This is a genomic window from Burkholderia sp. HI4860 (assembly GCF_002223045.2).
GTDB lineage: Bacteria > Pseudomonadota > Gammaproteobacteria > Burkholderiales > Burkholderiaceae > Burkholderia.
The window spans coordinates 359,885-380,125 of sequence record NZ_NKFO02000005.1; the positions used below are offsets into that span (position 1 = coordinate 359,885).

A 20,241-nucleotide genomic window follows, 5' to 3' on the forward strand; every position below is an offset into this window, starting at 1 on the left:
TGCCGCCTGAAGCGGGCGTGCTGGCATCGCGGGCGCGCGGCCGGCGCTCACGCGAGCCTGCTTCGTCGCCGCTGATCGACGCGCGGCAGGCGACATGTGAGCGGGCTCAGCCCGCCGCCGCCATCGCGCGGGCAACGCACGCGCGCGCCAGCACGTCGGTCGGGTCGACCAGCGTCGCCCGCCCACCGTTTCGGGCGACGTATTCGCCCCCCGGCAGCAGGATCGGCAATTCGGTACATCCGAGCACGATCACGTTCACGCCGTCGGCAATCAGCGCGTCGACGGCAGCGTCGATATCTTCCTTGCACTGTCCGGCCGTGAAGCCCGCCTTGACACCCGCCTTGCCGTAGATCGCTTCCATCACGCGCGCCTGCAACGCCGGTGCGGGCGCGACTTGCCGGAGTCCTTGCTGCGCCAGCGCCCTTTCATACACACCGCTTTCGATCGTGCCGGACGTCGCCAGTACACCGACGTCGCGTAGCGCCGGGTAGGTGTCGCGCAAGTGAGCGACCGTGACGGTCAGCATGTTGACGATCGGGACGTCGAGATACAGCTGGATCCGCTCGACGAATGCATGCGCGGTATTGCACGGAATCGCGATGACGTCCGCATCGCCGTCCTCGAGCTTCTTGCAGGTCGCGTACAAGGCGATCGTCGGGTCCACGCCGGCACCCACCAGATTCTCGGTTCGATCGGGGATTTGCGGATTCTGTTCGACCAGCAGCTTGATATGGTCCTGGTCGCGCGACGCCGGCGTGTTGCGCACGATCTTGTCCAGGAAATCGACTGTCGCGGCCGGACCCACGCCGCCGACCACGCCGATCTTGAACGTCGATGCACGGGAGCCGTGCGGCGCCGATACCGCGTACTGCGCGTAGGCGAGATTCGAATCGATCAACGGCACCGGCAACGGCCCGATTTCATCCGCGACCAGCGCAATCTCGGTCAGCCCCGGAACGATGACCTGCACGCCCTGATCGACCAGGTCCTCGCAGGCGCGGCGCAACAGTTCGACCGGCCGACCTCGAAGCGTGCCGCGCTTGATGCCGTCGGCACCGTAGACGGCTTCCGTCACGAGATCGACGCCCTCGTGCGTACGCGGATGGACGATGTCGAATGGCGGCGACGGGAAATACGCATCGAAGAGCCGCTTGTCCCGCACGTAATCGGACGCGAGCACGCCGATGCGCGTCGCGTCGGGATACTTGCGTTGCACGTGGCTGCGAACGGCTTCGACGATATCCACGATCGGCAGCCTCGTATTCGCTTTCAGCTCGTCGATGAACGTGTGGCTCAGGAAACACGGGAGCACGACCGTCGTCACGCCGCGCGCCTCGAACGCCCGGATCATGTCGAACACGTACAGCTTGCGTTCGATGGTCGCGGCACTGCCCGACCCCGCGCCATTGAACGGGTATTGCTCGAAAATCGCTTCGACATGCTCAGCGTCGGAAGACGCCGGCGTCGCCTTCACCATCTTGAAGAACACGTCGGCGCTCCCCAGCGGCCCGAGGCCGCCGACCACGCCGAATTTTCTTCGAGTGTTCACGCTGTCCGTGCCCATCACGCATTCAGCTCCGGCTCGTCGAATACGGCGCCGCTCGACTTCACGGCTCGCCGGCCCTCCCACTTCGCGATCACGGCCGTCGCCACGCTGTTGCCGATCACGTTCGTCATCGTGCGCCCCATGTCGAGGATCTGGTCGATCGCGAGGACCATCGCGACGCCGGCCACCGGCAGATGGAACATCGGCGCGACCGCCGCGACCACGACCACCGAGCCGCGCGGCACGCTCGCCATGCCCTTGCTGCTCAACATCAGCACCAGCAGCATGAACACCTGCTCCGACAGCGGCATATGCACGCCGAACGCCTGGGCGATGAAGATGGCGGCAAACGCCTGGTACATCATCGAACCGTCGAGGTTGAATGCGTAACCCAGCGGCAACGTGAAACCCACCACCTTCTTGTCGACGCCGAACCGCTCGAGCTGCTCGGTCAGGCGCGGATAGGCGGCCTCGCTGCTCGCGGTCGAGAAGGCGATCAGCGCGGGTTCGCGCACGGCCTTCAGCAGGCTCACGACGCGTCGCCCGAGAAACGCATAGCCGGCGCCGATCAGGATCGTCCAGAGGACGAGCAAGCCGAGATAGAACGCGCCGATCAGCTTGCCATACGTGTAGATCACGTCGAGCCCGCGCAGCGTGACCGACGACGCGATCGCACCGAATACGCCGAGCGGCGCCGCGCGCATCACGTAGTTCGTCAGGCGCAGCATCACCGGCACCATCCCGTCGATCGACTGGATCACGACGCCGACGCGCCTGTCGTGCTTCAGCGCACTCAGCGCGACGCCGAGAAAGACCGAGAACACCAGGATCTGCAGGATGTCGTTGCGCGCCATCGCGTCGAGCAGGCTGGTCGGGAACGCGTGCGTGATCACGTCCCGGGCGTTCAGCGCGGCCGTGTTCAAGCCGATATTGACTTCGCCGGCGGTTGCCGTGAGGTTCAGGCCGGCGCCCGGCTCCAGCGCATTGGCCATGACGAGGCCGAGGCTCAGCGAAATCAGCGACGCGCAGATGAACCACCCGATCGAGCGCAGGCCGATGCGCCCGACGTCCTCGCCGCTGTCCATGCCGGCCAGGCCCGACACGAGCGTCACGAACACCAGCGGCGCGATGATCATCTTGATCAGGCGCAGGAAGATGTCGGTGACGATCGAGAAATAGCCGGCAGTCGTCTTGAGCGCGCCCGGGTCCGCGATGTGGGTGTGGCAGAGATAGCCGGCGACGACCCCGAGAATCATGCCGACTGCGATGCTTAAGGTAAGGCGATTTTTCATGTCCATCCGTCCGTGGTGGCACCCGGCCGCCGGAAGGCGGGCCGTCGCTGCGATGCAGGCAGCGCGATGCGGGTCACGCATCACATCTGCCGTTGGAACGAATGGTAGGGATCGTCGATAAAACCGTGATGCCGGTGCAACATGGCGGTATGCGAGCGCCGCATAAGGCGGGAAAACCCTGACTCAGCCGAGCTGCGAAGGCGCCGCGCGCAGGTGCTGCCAGAGCGTGTCCAGGAATTCACTCCGATTGGACACGTCGCGATACACGCGCAGTTCGACGTCGAGGTTCCACGCCGCCGGCCCGGCCGGCACGAGTTCGCCGGCCGCCAGTTCCGCCGTGATCGCGCTCCGGGGCAGCCACGCGACACCCTCGCCCTCCATCACGAGTTTCTTCAGCACCTCGGCCATGTCGGATTCGTAGTGCAGTTGCAAGGCCGGCGCATCCGTTGCGCGACCGAGCAGCAGCGCGAGGCACCGCCCGAAGTAACTGGTTTCCGTATAGGAAATCAGCGGCAGCGGATGCTGCTTCGTCCCGGGAAGACGAAAGGCCGGCGCCGATCGACGGTCGGGCCTGCATGCCGGCATCAGCGTATCGAGGCCCACGGTCAGATGTTCGTATTTCACCGGATCGAGATGGAGCGGCAGTTCCGGGTGGTGATACGCAAACATGAGCTCGCAGTTGCCGTTGACGAGCATCAGGATCGAATCGTGGACATTGGTCGGAATGACACGCGCCCGCACTTCACCGAAATGCGGCGCGAGCGCCTTGAGCCACGCCGGCAGGAAACTCAGCGCGATCGTGTGGCCCGCGGCAATCTGCAGGCTCTTGCCGGCGATCCGCTGCTCGGTGCGGATGATCGCGCGCGTGTCGAACAGGCGGCTGAGCACATCTTCGGCCGTCTCGCGAAACAGGCGGCCCGCCGGCGTCAGCACCGGCGGAAAGCTGCTGCGGTCGATCAGTTCGGCTCCGATCCACTGTTCGAGAGACTGGATGCGGCGGCTGAAACCCGACTGCGTGACGTTGCGGAACTCCGCCGCCCGGGAAAAGCTTTGATACTGAGCGAGGGCGAGGAAATCCTCGATCCATTTGATTTCCATATCGGCCTTGGAGGATCGCGGTGGGATCGGCCTGCGCGTCACCGTAGTCAGGGCGACGCGCAGGCCGGCGGACGCTCACATTGTATGTGTTCGATCCGGCGTATCGCGCCGACGTTTGCCATGGCGCCCGTGGCCGATCTGGACGTCGCCGTTCTGCGGGCTCGACGACGGCGACGAAATGCGCGGGCGACAACCCCGGCGACGACGGCGTTTCAGTTGCACGGCCGTCAGCCCATCCTTCCCTTGCTACGCCTTCTTCGTATAACCGTTGCACCAGCCTTTCGCACTCACCTGCTTGCCGCCGAAAATCGCGCACGCCCCCGTCGTGGCGCCGGCCTTGCCCTGGAAGAACTGGCAATTCGCACAGGCCTCGCCTGCCTGGAATTTCGGGTACTTCGCATGATCGACGCGGCCGGCATCCGCCTTGTAGCCGAGCGCCTGGGCATTGGCATCGGTTTCCTGCACGACACCGGCCCCGGCATCCGCCGCCGTCGCGCGGCGTCCAACGGCGAGCGCGGAGGCGAGCACGGTGGTGACTGCAATGAAACGTCGACGAGAAAATTTCATGGATCCTCCCTTCAGGTTCGCGTGAACGGATGTCCGGAATGCGCCATTTCCCGATGACGAAACGCCGCCCCCTCCGAAACAGCGCCCGTCGATCGCGCACGTATCGCGCCCATCACACCGACGCACGATCAATGACGGAATCAGCGAAAGAACAGCTCCCGCATCCCGAACGTGTGATGCGCTTCGGCCGCCATCAACACCATGAGCACCAGCAGGGTCAGCGGCGGGATCAGGATCGCGTACACGAGCGCCAGCCGCTCCCACATCATGTGCATGAAGATCGACACGATCAGCCCGGCCTTCGCGATCATCAGCACGACGATCAGCACCCAGCGCATCAGGCCCTGCACGTTGAAGTAGTCGACCAGGTACGACAACGTGCTCAGCACGAACAGCAGGCCCCAGATCTTCAGGTAGAGGCCGATCGGATGCTGCTGGCCGTGCGCGGCGTCGGGTCGATCGGCGGGATCGGCGGGATCGGTGTGGTCCATGGCTGCCTCACCACAAATAGAACAGCGCGAAGATGAACACCCACACCAGGTCGACGAAGTGCCAGTACAGCCCGGCGATCTCGACGATCTGGAAGTTGCCGTGTTCGGTGAATCCCGGCTGCAGGATCTTGCGCGCGATCAGCAGCAGGTAGATCACGCCGCAGGTCACGTGAAAGCCGTGGAAGCCGGTGATCGTGAAGAAGCACGCGCCGAACTGCGCCGCGCCCAGCGGATTGCCCCACGGGCGGATGCCTTCACGGAAGATCAGGTTGCTCCATTCGAACGCCTGCAGCGACACGAAGGTCGCGCCCAGCAGCGCGGTCGCCAGCAACAGCGCGGCGGCGGGCCGCGCGTTGCGCCGGTAGCCGAAGTTGACGGCCATCGCCATCGTGCCGCTGCTGCTGATCAGCGTGAACGTCATGATCGCAATCAGCAGCAGCGGCACTTCCACGCCGCCCACGCTGAGCCCGAACACCTTCGCGGTATCGGGCCACGGCGCGGTGGTCGACATGCGCACCGTCATGTAGCCGATCAGGAAGCTGCTGAAGACGAAGGTGTCCGACAGCAGGAAGATCCACATCATCGCCTTGCCCCACGGCACCCTGAAGGCTTCGCGGTCGGACGACCAGTCCGTGACGATGCCGCGCCAGCCGTCGGGCCGCGCGTCGGCGGGCGGCACCGCAGACGATTCGGCATCGGATTCGGTGTAGACGGAGGGCGCGGTCATGGCGCGGCTCCATACAGCGGCCCACAGATGGCGGCGACGATCCCGGGAGTCAGCCACTGCATCGCCGCCAGCAGCACGAGCCAGACCGCGAGCAGGAAATGCCAGTAGCGCGCACACAGCGCGATGGCCCGTTGGGCGCGGAACGGGTCCGCGCGCCGGAGCGTCGCGATCGTCACGCCCCACGCCGCCAGCCCGCCCAGCACATGCAATCCGTGCAGGCCGGTGAGCAGGTAGAGGAAGCTGTTGGACGGATTGACGGTGACCGTCTCCCCGGCTGCCGACAGCATGTGCCACGCAACCAGCTGCCCGCTCACGAACACGGCCGCCAGCACGCCGCCGGCTAACAGCCACACCGTGCGGGACGGGCCGATCCGCCGGGCGCGCTGCATCGCGATGCTGGCCAGCGCCAGCGCGCCGGTGTTCCACCACATCAGCGCCGGATGCGGGATCGGCTGCCAGTCGGGTTCGCGCATGCGCATCGCATAGGCGAACAGCAGCAGCGAGAACAGCGTCGTCGCCACCGCCATGAACACGGCCAGGCCGGTGCGGCCCGCATTCGGCAAGCCGGGTGGCGCATCGGGAACGAAGGGGCGCGGCAGCGTGGTCATTCGTGTGCCTCGCCCGGGTGCAGCGTCGGATGGCGCGCCTTGGATTCAGGCGCCGTCGCCGGCGGCTGATTCTGCGGCACGAAGTCTTCCTCCTGCCCCGGCGGACTGTATTCGTATGCCCAGCGGTAGACGACAGGAAGCGTCGGCCCCCAGTTGCCGTGTACGGGCGGCGTTTGCGGCGTCTGCCATTCGAGCGTGGTGGCCCGCCACGGGTTGCCGTCCGCACGCCGGCCGTGGCGAAGGCTCCACGCGAGGTTGAACAGGAACAGCAGCTGTGCCGCCGCGACGATCAGCGCGACGATCGTGATGAACGTGTTGAGCGTCTGCGCCGAATGCGGAATGAAGCTGTAGCCCTGATACGCGTAATACCGCCGCGGCATCCCCAGGATGCCGAGATAGTGCATCGGGAAGTAGATCGCATAGGTGCCGACGAAGGTGATCCAGAAGTGCGCGCGCCCGAGCGTGTCGTCGAGCAGGCGGCCCGTCACCTTCGGGTACCAGTGATACAGGCCGCCGAACACCACGAGGATCGGCGACACGGCCATCACCATATGGAAGTGCGCGACCACGAAATACGTGTTCGACAGCGGGATGTCCACGCTCACGTTGCCGAGGTAGAGCCCGGTGAGCCCGCCCAGCACGAAGGTGCTGATGAAGCCGATCGCGAACAGCATCGGCACGGTCAGGTGGATATCGCCGCGCCACAGCGTCAGCACCCAGTTGTAGACCTTGAGGGCGGTCGGGACGGCGATGATGAGCGTGGTGGTGGCGAAGAAGAAGCCGAAGTACGGGTTCATGCCGGCGATGAACATATGGTGCGCCCAGACCACGAAGCTCAGCGCGCCGATGATGACGATCGCCCACACCATCATCCGGTAGCCGAAGATACTCTTGCGCGCGTGCGTGCTGATGAGATCCGACGCGATGCCGAAGGCCGGCAGCGCGACGATGTAGACCTCCGGGTGCCCGAAGAACCAGAACAGGTGCTGGAACAGCAGCGGGCTGCCGCCGGCGTGCTTGAGCGTCTGCCCCATCGACACCACGGCCGGGACGAAGAAACTGGTGCCGAGCGTCCGGTCGAACAGCATCATCACCGCCGACACGAACAGCGCCGGAAACGCCAGCAGCGCCATGATGGTCGCGATGAAGATGCCCCACACGGTGAGCGGCATGCGCATCAGCGTCATGCCGCGCGTGCGCGCCTGCAGCGTGGTGGTCACGTAGTTCAGGCCGCCCATCGTGGCCGCGACGATGAAGATCGCCAGCGACACGAGCATCAGCACGATGCCCCATTCCACGCCCGGCGTGCCCGGCAGGATCGCCTGCGGCGGATACAGCGTCCAGCCCGCGCCGGTCGGCCCGCCCGGCACGAAGAAGCTCGCTACCAGCACCAGCACGGCCAGCAGGTAGACCCAGTAGCTCAGCATGTTGAGAAACGGAAACACCATGTCGCGCGCGCCGAGCATCAGCGGGATCAGGTAGTTGCCGAAGCCGCCGAGGAACAGCGCCGTCAGCAGGTAGATCACCATGATCATTCCGTGCATCGTGACGAACTGGTAGTAGTGATTCGCGTCGATGAAGGCAAACTTGCCCGGAAAGCCGAGCTGCAGCCGCATCAGGTCCGACAGGACGAGGCCGACCAGGCCGATCGCGATGGCCGTCAGCGCGTACTGCACGGCGATGACCTTGTGGTCCTGGCTCCACACATAGCGGGTCCAGAAGCTGTGCGGACCGTGGTCGGTGTGCGCGTAGGTCATGGCGTCTGCTCCGTCTGCTTCGTCCGTTCCGCTAGGGCTGGGCCGCGGTGCCGGCGGGCGTCCCGCCTTGCGCCTCGATATAGGCCACCAGTGCGCTCAGTTCCTGCTCGCTCAGGTCGAAGTGCGGCATGATCGGCGAGAAACCCTTCACGACGCGGGCCGTCGGATTGCGGATGAACGCGCGCAGATAGGCGTCGTCCACCTTCGCGGTGCTGCCGTCGGCCATCGTTTCGGTCTTGCCGTACAGGCCCTTCCAGGTCGGGCCGACGAGCGGGCTGCCGTCCACGGTATGGCAGGCGACGCAGCCCTTGGCCGCCGCGAGCGTCTTGCCCAGGTTGGCCAGCGCCTGCGCGCTGCCGCCCGCGGCGGCGGGGGCGGCCTGCACGTGGGCCATCTGCTGCTGCGCGAACGTGGTCTGCTGCGCCAGCCAGCGCGAGAACGCGGCTTCGTCTTCCACCACCACCACGCCGCGCATGCCGGAATGCCCGATCCCGCAGAGCTGCGCGCACAGGATGTCGTAGCGCCCAGCCTGGGTCGGCGTGAACCAGAAGGTGGTCACCATGCCCGGCACCATGTTCATCCGCGCGCGGAACGGCGGGACGTAGAAGTCGTGCAGCACGTCGCGCGACCGGGTGAGGACCTGGACCGGCCGGTTGAGCGGCAGGTGCACTTCGGGACCGTCGATCAGGTAGTTGTCACGGCCGTTCGGGTCGGCGGGGTTCAGGCCGAACGGGTTGTCGTTGCTGATGTAGCGCACGTCGGTCGTCCCCAGCTTGCCGCCGGGCCCGGCGAAGCGAAAGCGCCATTGCCATTGCTGGCCGAGCACTTCCATCTGCAACGCGTTGCGCGGCGGCCGGATGTAATCCGCGTAGACGAACAGGCCCGGCGCCAGCAACGCCGCGACGCCGACGATGGTCAGGCCGATCAGCCACCATTCCAGTTTCCGGTTGTGCGGTTCGTAGGCCGCGCGGTGCCCGCTGCGGTGGCGATAGCGCACCAGGGCGACCACGATGAACAGGTTGATGGCGATAAAGAATGCGCCGGTGATGACGAGCGTGATCGTCAGCATGTCGTCCATGCGCACCCAGTTCGACGCGATCGGCGTGATCCACCACGGACTGGCAAAGTGAAACCCCACCGCCAACACGATGATCAGGACCAGGGCAATCGCAAGGGCCATGGGCCGCCTCGCTGCATCTCACTCGCCGGCGCCGCCGACACCCGGTTCCGTGTTTCCCGTGGGCGCCGCGTGGTCAAGCGCGGCGCGGCGGGAAGCGCGCTGGGTCAATCGTCCACGTTCTGCTTGCGCAATCGCTCCAGCCTGCCGTAGGTGATGGCCGCCACCACGCCGAACAACAGGTTGGCCAGCAACGGCCCGGAACCGCGCTCGGAGACGAACCACGGGAACACGGCCGTCATCACGTAGAAGTTCCACCCATACGCGACGATCCCGAACGCCAGCCCGATGACGGCTTCCATCCCCACGCTCGAATCGAAGCGGAAAGGCGCCATGATCGCGGCGAGCATCATCCCCATGATCGCGCCGAGCACGTAGTGCAGCAGCAGCGCCATCGCGACGATTTCGAGGTTGAATTGCGTCATCTGGCCGAGCGCGCTGCGGCCCATCACCATCGCCGCGATCTTGTGGGTCGGTTGCCACGGGCTCGAGCCGAGCACCAGCGTCGACCAGACGAATTCCAGCGCGATCACCAGCGCGCCGCCCGCGAGGCCGGCCACGGCAGCGGCGACCCAGTCGGGCGTACGACGCGCCCAATGGTGCGATTGAATGTGCAGTTCCATACGGCCTCCTTGCCGACGGTTCGACGTTGGCACTTCGATTCCCCCAAGGCATCACGCGCGTCGGCCCCGCGTCTCTTGCGCGCTTCGGCATGGCGGACATGAGTTGCCTGCGCAACGAGCGCACGCCCCGCTCCCCGCGCGGCCCGCGGCCGCGGCTGTGCGCTCGGCGAAACGCGTCAATCGACGCGTTTGTCGGGCAGGCCGATTGGCTGTCGCGTGTCAGGGGAAGATCGGTGACGTAGGTTCGGCGCCCTCCAGGTCTGCCTTCGGAAAATGCTGGGCGACCATTTCTTCGATTTCCTGCTCTCGCAATGCCGGCACGTCGGCCATGATCAGGATCTGGCCTGCCTGGATCGCCTCGCGAAATCGCTGGAGTCGCGCGTTCGGCTCGGCAATGCCGATCATCGCGGCGGTCCACGCCCCAAAACCCGCGCCGGCCAGCGTCAGGCCGACGACGGCGCCGCCCGCGATCACGAGCTCCGCCGGCGGAAAGACGAGCGCGACGAGGCCGATCAGCGCACCGGCCGCGCCGCCGAGCGCGACGCCGCGCTCGAGTGCATGCACGACGTCGCTGCTTTGCAGCAACGATGCTTCGGGTAACTGATCGAGTGTGACGCTGTGGTCGGCGAGAACGTGGATATGGCGCCAGACGATGCGTGCGCGCAATAGATCGTCGACGATGGCCTTCGCCATCTGGGTATCGGGTACGAGGAAATAAAGGCGTCTCATGTTGGCACCCCTTTTCTTGCCATCAACGCGTCCAAGGGACTGTTTTCTATTCTATGTCAGCCTCGGCGACACGCTAGTGGCATGCGAACCGCGGACGGGGTCGCATGCGAGCGTTCGGCCACGCGTGGCCGGTGCGGGTGGATGCGCGGTGGTCGTTGTCGACCACGGACGAACGATGCGGGGGCCGGGACATTCGGCCCCGATGGGCGCTATCCGCGCTTTCGCAACGGCGCCAGCAAGTCCCGCAGGCCGTTGTGGTCGATCTCGTGCATCAGCGCGAGCTGCCGGCCGATTTCGCCGCGCGGAAACCCTTCGCGCGCCAGCCAGTTGAGGTAAGGCCCGGGCAGGTCGGCAATCAGCCGGCCTTTGTATTTCCCGAAGGGCATGGTGACGGTGACGAGTTGTTCGAGGTCTGGATTTTGCATGCGGGTATTGTGCCCGGCTTTTCGGTCCTGTCGCAGATCTCGCGAAAAGGACTGGGCGAACCGCCTGCGCCCCTTTTCTCGCCTGCTAGACTGGAATTCCCCCTGCACACGATGGAGGGAATCATGTTGTCCGTCTACGTCGTGAAAACCGGCGAGCAGTTCCTCTGCACCGCCGAGGATGGCGATATCGGCATGGCACCGGCGGTTGAGGATGCCACGTCGTTTGGTTCGTATGAAGAAGCAGAAAAGGCGGCGCACGTGCATGCCGACCCCGGATACGAAATCGTGGCCGTCTGCGTGATCAGGCACTGACAGGGCGCCCGCTGCCGGGCGCCCGGCGACGCGATGCGGCTCGCCATTCCGTTGGCGCGATGAGCTGTGCCCGGAATGACCTGGCAACGGATGGATTGCGTGTCGGGGTTCTCACGCCGGGATCGCCGCGCGCGTCGGCAACTCCGCTGTGTACGGTCCGACGCTATGCGCCTTCCCTGAAATGCCCGGCATCCGGCGCGCGCGCCTCGTAGGCGGCGCTGCGGGAATTCGGCGCGTCGCGGCTCCGCGTTATCGTCTGGGCCCTTTCATGCCCTCCGACTCCATGGCCGCATGCCATTCCTCATTCGCCTCGATCGGATCCATCGCTTCGTCGACCGAGGCCGTCGCGCGCTCGGCGGCCGCTCTGGCTTCGTCTGCCGGTGAGGCAAAATCACCGTCGCCTTCGCGATCGTCGTCGCCATCACCGTCGCCCGGGGGATGCAGCATGTCCTTGAGCATCGCGCTCAGCTCCGACGTGTCCCATGGCAACCCACGCCGAGTCCGATCCTTGATGTAGTGCCGCACTTCCGCGTCCTGCTCCACGGTCAGCGGCAGTCCTCGAAAGGTGCTTTGGGGGCCAGCGTCGATCATCGCATTCTCCTGCTTCCAGGGCATTGTCAGTGTACTCGCCATTGGGAACGCGGGAGCCATAATCGCTGCGCGCTTGCGGCAGATCAGACGTGCGGGCTCGACAGGCGGCCCGATTGGCAATGCGTCACGTGGTCATCGAGAATTTGAACGCCGGCATGGGCCGTGTTCGCGCTCGCGTCACCTGCCAACGGCGAACCCGCGGTACAGGGTGCTTCCCCGATAACCCTCAGTGATCCTGCGCAAGCCGAAACAAGACGTCAGCGAGCGCGCGAATCTTGGACTGTGCGGCTCGTTGGGATGGATAGACGACGTAGTACGACAAGCCGTTTTGCGCCACGTCGGCAAAGGGTGTCGTCAGTGTCCCTGCCTGCAGGCGGTCCCTCGCCATCCGAGGATCGCCGATTGCCACGCCATGCCCTTCCGCCGCAGCGGAGAGCGTCAATTCGAGGGTATCGAAAACGAGTCCACGGCTCGCGTCGATTTGCCGAGCCCCAACGCTTTCCAGCCAGCATCGCCACTCCTCGTGGCCGTGTCCGGGATGGAGCAATGTGACATGAGCAAGGTCGGCGGCCGAGCCAAGCGATGCGGCCATTGCGCGTGTACACATCGGTGTGAGTTGCTCGCCAAACAACGGAACCGCGTCCATACCCGGCCACTGCCCGGTTCCACGCACAACGATGGCGTCGACGTCAGGGGTCGTGAAATCCGGCGTGTCGTCCGCCGATGTGGAGATGCGAAATTCTGTTCCAGGCAACGCGTGATTGATGTCTGCCAGCCGTGGGAGCAACCAGCGAAGCGCAAACGTGGAGGGCAACCGCAGCGTGACGACGGGCGCTGTCTTGGCGTGAACGTCCGCATGCTGAACGAGTTGCGTGAGTACGCCGACGGCCACGGTCAACAGTTCGCTTCCTTCCGCCGTCAGCGTCAACCCTGACGCATGGCGTACGAAAAGTGCACACCGGTAGTGCGATTCCAGTTGCTGGACCTGACGGCTCACCGCGCCCTGCGTTCGACACAGATGGTCGGCGGCTTTGCTGATGCTCCCGAGTTGCGCCGCGGCGACGAAGGACTGGAACGCCGTCAGCGGCGGCAGCGGCCGTGTCAGGTCGCCCAATGGATATGCATGCGTTGCATACCCGGGTTGCGGATTTTTCGATTGTTCGGTCATCGGTGCATCGCTATCTTGCCTGTACCGGATGCGCGTCTGTTCGAATGCGCGGCGTTGTCAACGAATGATCGGAGAAAAAAGATGGTCTCATCGTCGGAAGCACTATACACCCGGCAGGTTCGCAACTATCTCGCGGAGCTGGAGCGTGGCGACGTCGCGGCGATCTGTGCGTTGTTCACGCCGGACGCCCAGGTCTTCTCGCCGTTTCTCGGCTGGATGAACGCCGCGCCCTTCTTCGCGAAGGTCAATGCAGCGTCCGGAGCGAGCAAAATAACGCCCATCGACATCTGCGTCAGCACGACGGGGGCTCGACGTGCGGCCGGCTACTTCGTCTACGACTGGGCGCTGAAAGATGGGTCCGCGGTGCGTTTCGAGTGCGTCGATGTTTTCGAATTCGACGACGATGGGCGCATCGAGCGGATGATCATCGTCTACGACACCCATCCGATTCGCAGTACCGTGGGCGACAAATACGCGTAGCCGAATCGAGGTCGCTCGATACCGAAGGCTGGTTTGCGGAGGGCGGGTGCCGACTTTGATCGCCACGCACGCAGGGCATTCGGTGAACACGCCGACATCCGCTGCGATGGCGGCACCGCACTCGCTCGTCGCGACGCATCGCCTGACTCGACCGCCTGCGCCCCCGGACGGCACCGCTGTCGCAAGCGAGCCGTCGGTTCTCGACGGCCACGCCTGCGTCAAGCCGATGGCGACGCCCTACTTCTGCAACGAGATCTCCACCCGGCGATTGCGCGCCCGCCCTTCGGCGGTCTCGTTAGACGCCGCCGGGTTGGTTTCTCCATGCCCCGTCGCCGCGACCGCATCCGCCTTCAGCCCGTGTTCGCGCAGATACCCCGCGACCGCATCGGCGCGACGCTTCGACAGTGCCTGGTTGTGGGCATCCGAGCCGGTCGCGTCGGTATAACCGTCCACTTCCACACGCGAGAAATGCCTGTCGCCCTGCTGGCTCAGCAAACTGTCGAGCGCAGCGGTGGCGGCGGGCGTCAGCACGGCGGAGTCGGTCGCGAAGTACGCATCGCCGGTCAGGCTCACCTTCTCGACCGCGGCGGGCGCCGGCGCGGCCGCCGCGGCGACCGGCGCGGGTGCCGCACCGCACTGGAACACGATCGAGTGCGGATCGGCGCCGTCGCGGTACGGCGTCGTGGAATCGACCTTGCGCACGGTCTCGTTGCCGCACATGCGCGTCGCGACCTTCGTGCAGGTATTGGCGCTCGACAGGATGCCGTGACAGTCGACACGGAACGTCCGGATGCCGTCGCGCGGCTGAAGTTCGTATGCGTTGTACGTCGGCCCCGATGCGCTCGAACAGGCCGCGAGGGAAACGACGGACGCCAGCAGTGCAAGATGAATGTTTTTCACTTGAGGACTCCGAAAATGCGAGGGGCGCAACGCGGGCGGTGCAATGGCGCAGCCGCCTCCGCGTGCGTGTGCGTTCGACGCGGTCCGCCCCGGCACTGCATGCCGGCGCGAACCGCTGCGCGCGTTTACTTCCACTGATACAGCATGCCCGCGCCGACGACGCGCTGGCTGCCGGCGAAACCGCCGTTCAGCGTCGCCTTCAGGTTTTCCGTGACTCGCGCCTGCACGCCGACCGCCATCGCCTTCTGCCCCTGGAACGTCGCCGTACCGACCCCCATCGCGAAGTTCGAGTCGCGGTCCATATGCGGGATCGACGCCATCGCGGCGGTGGCCGCGATCCCCTCGCGTGCCATCGAATCGGTCTGCTGGATCTGCTGCTGCATCTGCGTGAGCTGGTTGTTGACGGTGTTCAGCGACTGCGTGAACTGGTTCGACACCGCGTTCAGCTGGTTCACGTTCACCGCATCCGTGCCCTGCGTACCGGCCGCGACGTTGACCACCTGGCGCGCCGATTCCGCCGAGCCGACCGCGACGACGTTCGAGCGCCCGCCGTCGTTGCTGCCCGTGCCGATCGCGGTCGAATTACTGCCCGACGCCGTCGAGCCCACGCCGAAGGCGGTGGAACCGTTGCCCGATGCGAGCGCATTGTTGCCGACCGCCGTGCTGTTCGAGCCCGATGCCACCGCGCCCGACCCACCCGCCGACGAATTCGGGCCGGTCGAGCCCGGCGGCACGTTCGCGCCGTTCGGGTTCGTCGTGTACTGGCCGCCGAGGTTGGTCGTGCGCTGGTCGATCAGCGTCGTCAGCTGGTTCGCGACCGAGTCGAGCTGCGACACGTTCACCGCATCCGTGCCGTTCTTGCCGGCCGCGAGGCCCGTGATCTGCCGGTTGCCGATGTTCACTTCGCCGGCCGACGATTGCGGGCTGCTCAGGCCGTACGCGACGTAGTTCGTCAGCGCGCCGACCGTCGTCAGCGAACCGGCGCCCAATGCCACGCTGTTCGCGAACGTCGCGGACGCACCGGCGCCCAGCGCGAGCGCATCGGTCGCGTTGCCGAGCGCGCCGGAACCCAGTGCGACGCTGCCCACGCTGACTGCCTTCGCATTCGCGCCTTGCGCGACCGACTGCGCGCCGAGCGCCGTCGCGCCGCTGCCGAGCGCGAGCGCGTCGGCCTGCGCGGCACTCGCCGCCTGCCCGATCGCGACGCCGCCAGGCGCGGTCTGGTCGACGATCGCGCCGTTGCCGATGCCCACGCCGTTATCGCCGTTGACGACCGTCGTCGGCCCCACCGCGACCGATTCCGCGCCGACGGCGAGCGAGTCGGCCGCCGTCGAATTCGCGTGGAAATACTTCTGGCCCGTGACCGCGAACGACTGCAACGCGCCGGCCAGCTGCCGCACGGTCACCGCATCCTGCTGCCCGGTGCCGTCCGCGACGTTGGTGATCTGGCGATACGTCTTGCCGGTCGCGTCGCCGACCGATACCGCACCGAGCAGCGTCTGGTCCGTCGTGTTGAACGGGATCGATGCGGTGCCGTTGCGGAGGATGCCCGATGCCGGCGTCGTCGCGCGGTCGGATACCGATCCCGCACCGAGCGCGATGCTGCCGTCCACCTTCGAGATCGCATTCGGGCCGATCGCGACGCTGTCGAGCCCGATCGCCTGGCTGTCCGGCGCGGTCGAGTTCGCGTGGAAATACTTGATGCCGTGCGCGTTGATGTTGTCGATCGCCGAGCCGACGTTGTTGTTGATCGTCGCCGAACCGTCGCTGTTGTACGTCACGTACGACGGAGCCGAAATCGTGCCGGTCGTCGGATCGTAGGTGGCCCCGCCGCCGATCGCGCCCGCCGTGCTGTTGCCGAGGTTGGTGTTGTTGCTGGCGATCGAGCTGAGACCGGTGGACAGCGAGCCGAGGCCCGTCGACGTCGCGGTGGACAGCGACGTCAGGTTGCTGTTGGTGCTCGACAGCCCGGTGGACAGCGATCCGACGGTCGTCGAGGTCGACGTCGACAGCGACGCGATCGAGCTCATCGTCGAACTGAGCCCGGTCGACAGCGAACCGATGCTCGTCGAGGTCGCGGTCGACAGCGACGTGACGGTGCTGTTCGTCGAGCTCAGGCCGGTGGACAGTGATCCGACCACCGTCGAGGTGGACGTCGACAGCGACGTGACCGCGCTGTTCGTCGAACTCAGGCCGGTGGACAGCGAGCTGATGCCCGTTGACGTGGACGTCGACAGCGACGTGACCGTGCTGTTCGTCGAACTCAAGCCGGTGGACAGCGAGCTGATGCCGGTTGACGTCGACGTCGACAGCGACGTGACCGTGCTGTTCGTCGAACTCAGGCCAGTGGACAGCGAGCTGATGCCGGTTGACGTGGACGTGGACAACGATGTCACTGAGCTGTTGGTCGAACTCAGGCCCGTCGACAGCGAACTGATGCCCGTCGAAGTCGAAGTCGACAGTGACGTCAACGAGCTATTGGTCGAACTCAGGCCGGTCGAAGTCGACGTGGACAGTGACGTGATCGCGCTATTGGCCGACGACAAACCGGTCGACGTCGATGTCGACAATGACGTCACGGCGCTGTTGGTCGAACTCAGGCCCGTCGACAGTGAGCTGATGCCCGTCGAGGTCGAAGTCGACAACGACGTGATCGCGCTGTTGGCCGACGACAACCCGGTCGACGTGGATGTCGACAATGACGTCACCGAGCTATTGGTCGAACTCAACCCCGTCGACAGCGAACTGATGCCCGTCGAAGTCGACGTCGACAACGACGTGATCGCGCTATTGGCCGACGACAACCCGGTCGACGTGGACGTTGACAATGACGTCACCGAGCTATTGGTCGAGCTCAACCCCGTCGACAGCGAGCTGATGCCCGTCGACGTCGAGGTCGACAACGAAGTCACCGCACTATTGGTCGAGCTCAACCCCGTCGACAACGAGCTGATGCCCGTCGACGTCGAAGTCGACAACGACGTGATCGCACTATTGGCCGACGACAAGCCGGTCGACGTGGACGTTGACAATGACGTCACCGAGCTATTGGTCGAGCTCAACCCCGTCGACAGCGAGCTGATGCCCGTCGACGTCGAGGTCGACAACGACGTCACCGAGCTATTGGTCGAACTCAACCCCGTCGACAGCGAGCTGATGCCCGTCGAAGTCGACGTGGAAAGCGACGTGATCGAGCTGTTAGCCGACGACAACCCGGTCGACAGCGACGACACCCCCGTCGACAACGAACTGACACTCGACGCCGTGGAAGTCGACAGCGAATTCACCGCCTGATTCGTCGCATCGAGCTGCGACCCGTTGATCGCATCCGTGCTCGCCGAACTGATGCGCCCGGCCGCGACGTTGGTGATCTGGCGCTCGGTACCCGCTGCACCGACACTGACGACGCTGGTCGGATTCGTGCCCTTGAACGTATACGTCACGCCGCCGATCGTCGCGCTTGCGGTCGGGTTCGGCGCGGCCGTCGTCGAGCCCGAGCCGAGCGCGACGTCGCCGGCATTGTTCGCCACGGCCGACGCGCCGAACGCCAGCGCACCGGCCGCCGCCGCCGTCGACGTGTTGCCGAGCGCGAGCGAACCGGTGCCCTGTGCGATGTTCGAATTGCCGATCGCGACCGCGCCGTCGCCGTTCGCCGTGTTGTTCGACCCGGCCGTGACCGCGCCGGTGCCGATCGCGGTGCTCGGGTCGCCGATCGCCACCGCACCGTTGCCGCTGACAGTCTGCCCCAGGCCCAGCGCGACCGCGCCGATCCCGCCCAGCACCTTCGAGTTGTTGCCGCCGGCAATCGAGCCCGCCCCCGCCGCCGCCGCGACCGAGTTCGAATCGCCGATCGCCACGGTCGACCCCGCCGCCGCGACGCTGTTGATGCCGACGGCCGTTGCATTCGTGGCCGACGCCGTCGCACCGGGCCCCAGGGCGCTCGCCGACACGCCGGTCGCACGCGCCAGATTACCGACCGCGGTCGCGAACTGCTGCGTCGCGGTCGACTGCACGCCCATCGCGATCGAGCTGACCCCCGACGCATTCGCGTTCAGGCCGAGCGCCATCGCGCTGTCGGCGCCGGCCGTCGTGGCCGAACCCAATGCGATCGAACTGGTGCCGAGCGACTGCGTGCCCGAGCCCGGTACGCCGGCCGTCCCGCCCCAGCCGATCGCGATCGACGACGTGCCCTTCGCACCGCTGTTCACCCCCATCGCCACGCCCGAATTGCCGGAAGCCAGCGCGCCGCTGCCCACGGCAACGGCGGCCGCGCCGGAGCTGGTCGACTGGTTGCCGAGGGACACCGAGCCCGTCTGGTCCGCATGCGATGCATAGCCCAGCGCGACGCTTTGCGCGCCGGCGGCGCTCGCCCCGAGGCCGAGCGCGGCCGCGTACTGGCCGGAAGCCAGCGCATTGTTGCCGAGCCCGATGGCCGACACGCCGGTTGCGGCCGCACCGCTGCCCATCGCCACCGACCCGCTTTGCGTCGCGCTCGACAGGTTGCCGATGGCAACCGAGTAATCGCCCGAACCGATCGCCTGCACGCCCATCGACGTGCTGTTGACGCCGGTCGCCTGCGCATTGATGCCGACGGCCGTCGAAGCGTCGCCCATCGCATGCGCGCCGGGCCCAAGCGCCGTGGCCGACACGCCCTGCGCCGTCGACAGGTTGCCCAACGCGGTGGAGTTCGTCTGCGCGGCGCTCGACCCGACGCCGATCGCGATCGACGAGACGCCGCCGGTGGCCGTCCCGCCATCCGGGTTGTACTGCGCATGCGCACCGACATGGAACAGCGCGAGATACGCGGACGCCATCAGCATGGTGAGCCGCCTGAGCGACGGGGCCGAGGTCGCGCCTGCGCGAACCGCGGCCGCTCCTTCGATGTCGCGCTCCGGCGTGCCACGCGACGACGCAACGCGCTTGCCGCGCGCGCGATCAAGCTCCGAAGCCGCAACCCAGGCTCCCAATGCTTCGTTCCAGATCGACTTGAACGTCTTGTTCATCTTGTCTTCCCTCGGTTCTCATGTGCTGGATGACGCAACGGCGAACACGGCAGCCGGCGAGAACGTCCTCTGCACGTTCCCGTCCGCCTCGCGACGCCCGCCACTCACTTTGGATCACTAACTAAACAGCCGGGTAACGCTGCACGCCACGCGCGATGGGTATCGCGATCACGCAATCGCGCGCCGCCCGTGCCGGTCGACACGAGGCGAGGCGACGATCGCCGGTTATCGAATCATGGAAGCCGACACGGCAAGCCCGGCGGCTCGACGCTGGGCGTGCGGTTCATCCGCGCACGCGCGCGCCATCGCGCCGAACCCGCGACGACCTCGTATCTCATGGGAAAGCGTCATTCAGACGCCGGATGGGCGGAAGCCGGCTCGCACTCCGGGGCGGCCCGCCGTGTTTCATTCAGGAGGAGGATGGCGCCGTGCGATCCCCGGGACTGAAGCATGCGCCACCGGTTCGTGCGAACCGGTGCGTTGGCCTGTCATGCCTGTTGTGTTCATCGTTTTCGTACCCGCCTGGTTCGAGAGCGCGCCGCGCGCGACCGTCCCCCGATGGATCGAACCCTCGGACGGCCCACGCGCAGCCACTCACCCTTTTTCGTCCCGCATTCAAACGCATTTCCGGAATCCCGGAACGGCATCGACGACTTGCCGGACGACCCCTGCACCGAATTAATCGATCGAATTTCCTTGACGATTTCGTCTCGACCGGTGCGTCATTCCCAACCGCATTCCAGAACT

General features: G+C 66.0%; 20 protein-coding genes and 2 pseudogenes. 3 read left to right on the forward strand and 19 right to left on the reverse strand.

From position 1 onward, the window contains the following. Positions 1–106 precede the first annotated feature (106 nt). The 12 genes from CFB34_RS35745 to CFB34_RS35800 all read right to left on the reverse strand — a co-directional run bounded on the left by CFB34_RS35745 (position 107) and on the right by CFB34_RS35800 (position 11,040). Complete coding sequence (locus CFB34_RS35745; RefSeq protein ID WP_089444387.1) at positions 107–1,564, reverse strand: amino acid racemase; 1,458 nt, start codon at positions 1,562–1,564, stop codon at positions 107–109. Continuing rightward, entirely contained in the window at positions 1,564–2,838 is a 1,275-nt protein-coding gene (locus tag CFB34_RS35750) for a dicarboxylate/amino acid:cation symporter (protein WP_089444560.1), read from the reverse strand. Before CFB34_RS35750 ends, CFB34_RS35745 begins: the two co-directional genes overlap by 1 nt. Before the next feature lie 183 nt (positions 2,839–3,021). Next, the gene (locus tag CFB34_RS35755; protein ID WP_089444388.1) at positions 3,022–3,936 is read right to left on the reverse strand and encodes a LysR substrate-binding domain-containing protein; all 915 of its coding nucleotides are present in this window, start codon (positions 3,934–3,936) and stop codon (positions 3,022–3,024) included. A 246-nt stretch (positions 3,937–4,182) separates the two neighbouring features. Further along, positions 4,183–4,503 (reverse strand): high-potential iron-sulfur protein, encoded by a 321-nt coding sequence (locus CFB34_RS35760; protein ID WP_089444389.1) that lies wholly within the window; start codon positions 4,501–4,503, stop codon positions 4,183–4,185. 140 nt (positions 4,504–4,643) lie between these two features. Further along, positions 4,644–4,994, reverse strand: coding sequence for a cytochrome C oxidase subunit IV family protein (locus CFB34_RS35765; RefSeq protein WP_089444390.1), 351 nt, complete (start codon positions 4,992–4,994; stop codon positions 4,644–4,646). A gap of 7 nt (positions 4,995–5,001) precedes the next feature. Then, positions 5,002–5,721 (reverse strand): heme-copper oxidase subunit III family protein, encoded by a 720-nt coding sequence (locus tag CFB34_RS35770; RefSeq protein WP_089444391.1) that lies wholly within the window; start codon positions 5,719–5,721, stop codon positions 5,002–5,004. Next, complete coding sequence (locus tag CFB34_RS35775) at positions 5,718–6,329, reverse strand: cytochrome c oxidase subunit 3 (RefSeq protein WP_089444392.1); 612 nt, start codon at positions 6,327–6,329, stop codon at positions 5,718–5,720. Before CFB34_RS35775 ends, CFB34_RS35770 begins: the two co-directional genes overlap by 4 nt. Continuing rightward, positions 6,326–8,086 carry a cytochrome c oxidase subunit I gene (gene ctaD / locus CFB34_RS35780; protein WP_089444393.1) on the reverse strand — a complete coding sequence of 587 codons (1,761 nt, stop codon included), beginning with the start codon at positions 8,084–8,086 and terminating at the stop codon, positions 6,326–6,328. Before ctaD ends, CFB34_RS35775 begins: the two co-directional genes overlap by 4 nt. Before the next feature lie 31 nt (positions 8,087–8,117). Continuing rightward, positions 8,118–9,266: a c-type cytochrome gene (locus CFB34_RS35785; RefSeq protein WP_089444394.1), complete on the reverse strand. Its 1,149-nt coding sequence runs from the start codon at positions 9,264–9,266 to the stop codon at positions 8,118–8,120. Positions 9,267–9,370: 104 nt separating this feature from the next. After that, on the reverse strand, positions 9,371–9,886 hold the full coding sequence (locus CFB34_RS35790) for a hypothetical protein (RefSeq protein WP_089444395.1): 516 nt from the start codon (positions 9,884–9,886) through the stop codon (positions 9,371–9,373). Between the two features lie 219 nt (positions 9,887–10,105). Next, complete coding sequence (locus CFB34_RS35795; protein WP_089429798.1) at positions 10,106–10,615, reverse strand: DUF1269 domain-containing protein; 510 nt, start codon at positions 10,613–10,615, stop codon at positions 10,106–10,108. A 209-nt stretch (positions 10,616–10,824) separates the two neighbouring features. Then, on the reverse strand, positions 10,825–11,040 hold the full coding sequence (locus CFB34_RS35800; RefSeq protein ID WP_089444396.1) for a DUF3820 family protein: 216 nt from the start codon (positions 11,038–11,040) through the stop codon (positions 10,825–10,827). 123 nt (positions 11,041–11,163) lie between these two features. Here CFB34_RS35800 and CFB34_RS35805 point away from each other — a divergent pair, with 123 nt between their 5' ends. Then, positions 11,164–11,352, forward strand: coding sequence for a hypothetical protein (locus CFB34_RS35805; protein WP_069250279.1), 189 nt, complete (start codon positions 11,164–11,166; stop codon positions 11,350–11,352). A 249-nt stretch (positions 11,353–11,601) separates the two neighbouring features. On the opposite strand, the gene CFB34_RS35810 is transcribed toward CFB34_RS35805, so the two are convergent. Together CFB34_RS35810 and CFB34_RS35815 are read right to left on the reverse strand one after the other, a co-directional pair. Then, positions 11,602–11,943 (reverse strand): hypothetical protein, encoded by a 342-nt coding sequence (locus CFB34_RS35810; protein WP_089444397.1) that lies wholly within the window; start codon positions 11,941–11,943, stop codon positions 11,602–11,604. 226 nt (positions 11,944–12,169) lie between these two features. Continuing rightward, positions 12,170–13,111 carry a LysR substrate-binding domain-containing protein gene (locus CFB34_RS35815; RefSeq protein WP_089444398.1) on the reverse strand — a complete coding sequence of 314 codons (942 nt, stop codon included), beginning with the start codon at positions 13,109–13,111 and terminating at the stop codon, positions 12,170–12,172. An 81-nt stretch (positions 13,112–13,192) separates the two neighbouring features. On the opposite strand from CFB34_RS35815, the gene CFB34_RS35820 reads away from it, so the two are divergent. Then, on the forward strand, positions 13,193–13,591 hold the full coding sequence (locus CFB34_RS35820) for a nuclear transport factor 2 family protein (protein ID WP_089444399.1): 399 nt from the start codon (positions 13,193–13,195) through the stop codon (positions 13,589–13,591). Positions 13,592–13,828: 237 nt separating this feature from the next. Here CFB34_RS35820 and CFB34_RS35825 read toward each other — a convergent pair whose 3' ends face one another. From CFB34_RS35825 to CFB34_RS39140, 4 genes and pseudogenes are all read right to left on the reverse strand, one after another. Further along, positions 13,829–14,491, reverse strand: coding sequence for an OmpA family protein (locus CFB34_RS35825; protein WP_089444400.1), 663 nt, complete (start codon positions 14,489–14,491; stop codon positions 13,829–13,831). Between the two features lie 125 nt (positions 14,492–14,616). Beyond that, positions 14,617–15,099: a YadA-like family protein gene (locus CFB34_RS39135; protein ID WP_256976978.1), complete on the reverse strand. Its 483-nt coding sequence runs from the start codon at positions 15,097–15,099 to the stop codon at positions 14,617–14,619. Then, positions 15,074–15,169, reverse strand: coding sequence for a hypothetical protein (locus tag CFB34_RS39225; protein WP_306427088.1), 96 nt, complete (start codon positions 15,167–15,169; stop codon positions 15,074–15,076). Before CFB34_RS39225 ends, CFB34_RS39135 begins: the two co-directional genes overlap by 26 nt. 101 nt (positions 15,170–15,270) lie before the next feature. Continuing rightward, a pseudogene (locus tag CFB34_RS39140) lies at positions 15,271–16,521 on the reverse strand (adhesin); the annotation flags it as partial. Between CFB34_RS39140 and CFB34_RS35850 the strand changes: the two are divergent. Continuing rightward, positions 16,463–17,785, forward strand: coding sequence for a hypothetical protein (locus CFB34_RS35850; protein WP_242808816.1), 1,323 nt, complete (start codon positions 16,463–16,465; stop codon positions 17,783–17,785). The pseudogene CFB34_RS39140 and the gene CFB34_RS35850 overlap by 59 nt on opposite strands. Positions 17,786–17,791: 6 nt before the next feature. Here the strand turns inward: CFB34_RS35850 and CFB34_RS35855 are convergent. Continuing rightward, a pseudogene (locus CFB34_RS35855) lies at positions 17,792–19,494 on the reverse strand (ESPR-type extended signal peptide-containing protein); the annotation flags it as partial. Positions 19,495–20,241: the final 747 nt, after the last annotated feature.

Excerpts from the sequence above, each read along its gene's own strand:
- CFB34_RS35745 (WP_089444387.1), bottom strand. The coding sequence starts at position 1,564 with ATGGGCACGGACAGCGTGAACACTCGAAGAAAATTCGGCGTGGTCGGC.
- CFB34_RS35750 (WP_089444560.1), bottom strand. The coding sequence starts at position 2,838 with ATGAAAAATCGCCTTACCTTAAGCATCGCAGTCGGCATGATTCTCGGG.
- CFB34_RS35755 (WP_089444388.1), bottom strand. The coding sequence starts at position 3,936 with ATGGAAATCAAATGGATCGAGGATTTCCTCGCCCTCGCTCAGTATCAA.
- CFB34_RS35760 (WP_089444389.1), bottom strand. The coding sequence starts at position 4,503 with ATGAAATTTTCTCGTCGACGTTTCATTGCAGTCACCACCGTGCTCGCC.
- CFB34_RS35765 (WP_089444390.1), bottom strand. The coding sequence starts at position 4,994 with ATGGACCACACCGATCCCGCCGATCCCGCCGATCGACCCGACGCCGCG.
- CFB34_RS35770 (WP_089444391.1), bottom strand. The coding sequence starts at position 5,721 with ATGACCGCGCCCTCCGTCTACACCGAATCCGATGCCGAATCGTCTGCG.
- CFB34_RS35775 (WP_089444392.1), bottom strand. The coding sequence starts at position 6,329 with ATGACCACGCTGCCGCGCCCCTTCGTTCCCGATGCGCCACCCGGCTTG.
- ctaD (WP_089444393.1), bottom strand. The coding sequence starts at position 8,086 with ATGACCTACGCGCACACCGACCACGGTCCGCACAGCTTCTGGACCCGC.
- CFB34_RS35785 (WP_089444394.1), bottom strand. The coding sequence starts at position 9,266 with ATGGCCCTTGCGATTGCCCTGGTCCTGATCATCGTGTTGGCGGTGGGG.
- CFB34_RS35790 (WP_089444395.1), bottom strand. The coding sequence starts at position 9,886 with ATGGAACTGCACATTCAATCGCACCATTGGGCGCGTCGTACGCCCGAC.
- CFB34_RS35795 (WP_089429798.1), bottom strand. The coding sequence starts at position 10,615 with ATGAGACGCCTTTATTTCCTCGTACCCGATACCCAGATGGCGAAGGCC.
- CFB34_RS35800 (WP_089444396.1), bottom strand. The coding sequence starts at position 11,040 with ATGCAAAATCCAGACCTCGAACAACTCGTCACCGTCACCATGCCCTTC.
- CFB34_RS35805 (WP_069250279.1), top strand. The coding sequence starts at position 11,164 with ATGTTGTCCGTCTACGTCGTGAAAACCGGCGAGCAGTTCCTCTGCACC.
- CFB34_RS35810 (WP_089444397.1), bottom strand. The coding sequence starts at position 11,943 with ATGATCGACGCTGGCCCCCAAAGCACCTTTCGAGGACTGCCGCTGACC.
- CFB34_RS35815 (WP_089444398.1), bottom strand. The coding sequence starts at position 13,111 with ATGACCGAACAATCGAAAAATCCGCAACCCGGGTATGCAACGCATGCA.
- CFB34_RS35820 (WP_089444399.1), top strand. The coding sequence starts at position 13,193 with ATGGTCTCATCGTCGGAAGCACTATACACCCGGCAGGTTCGCAACTAT.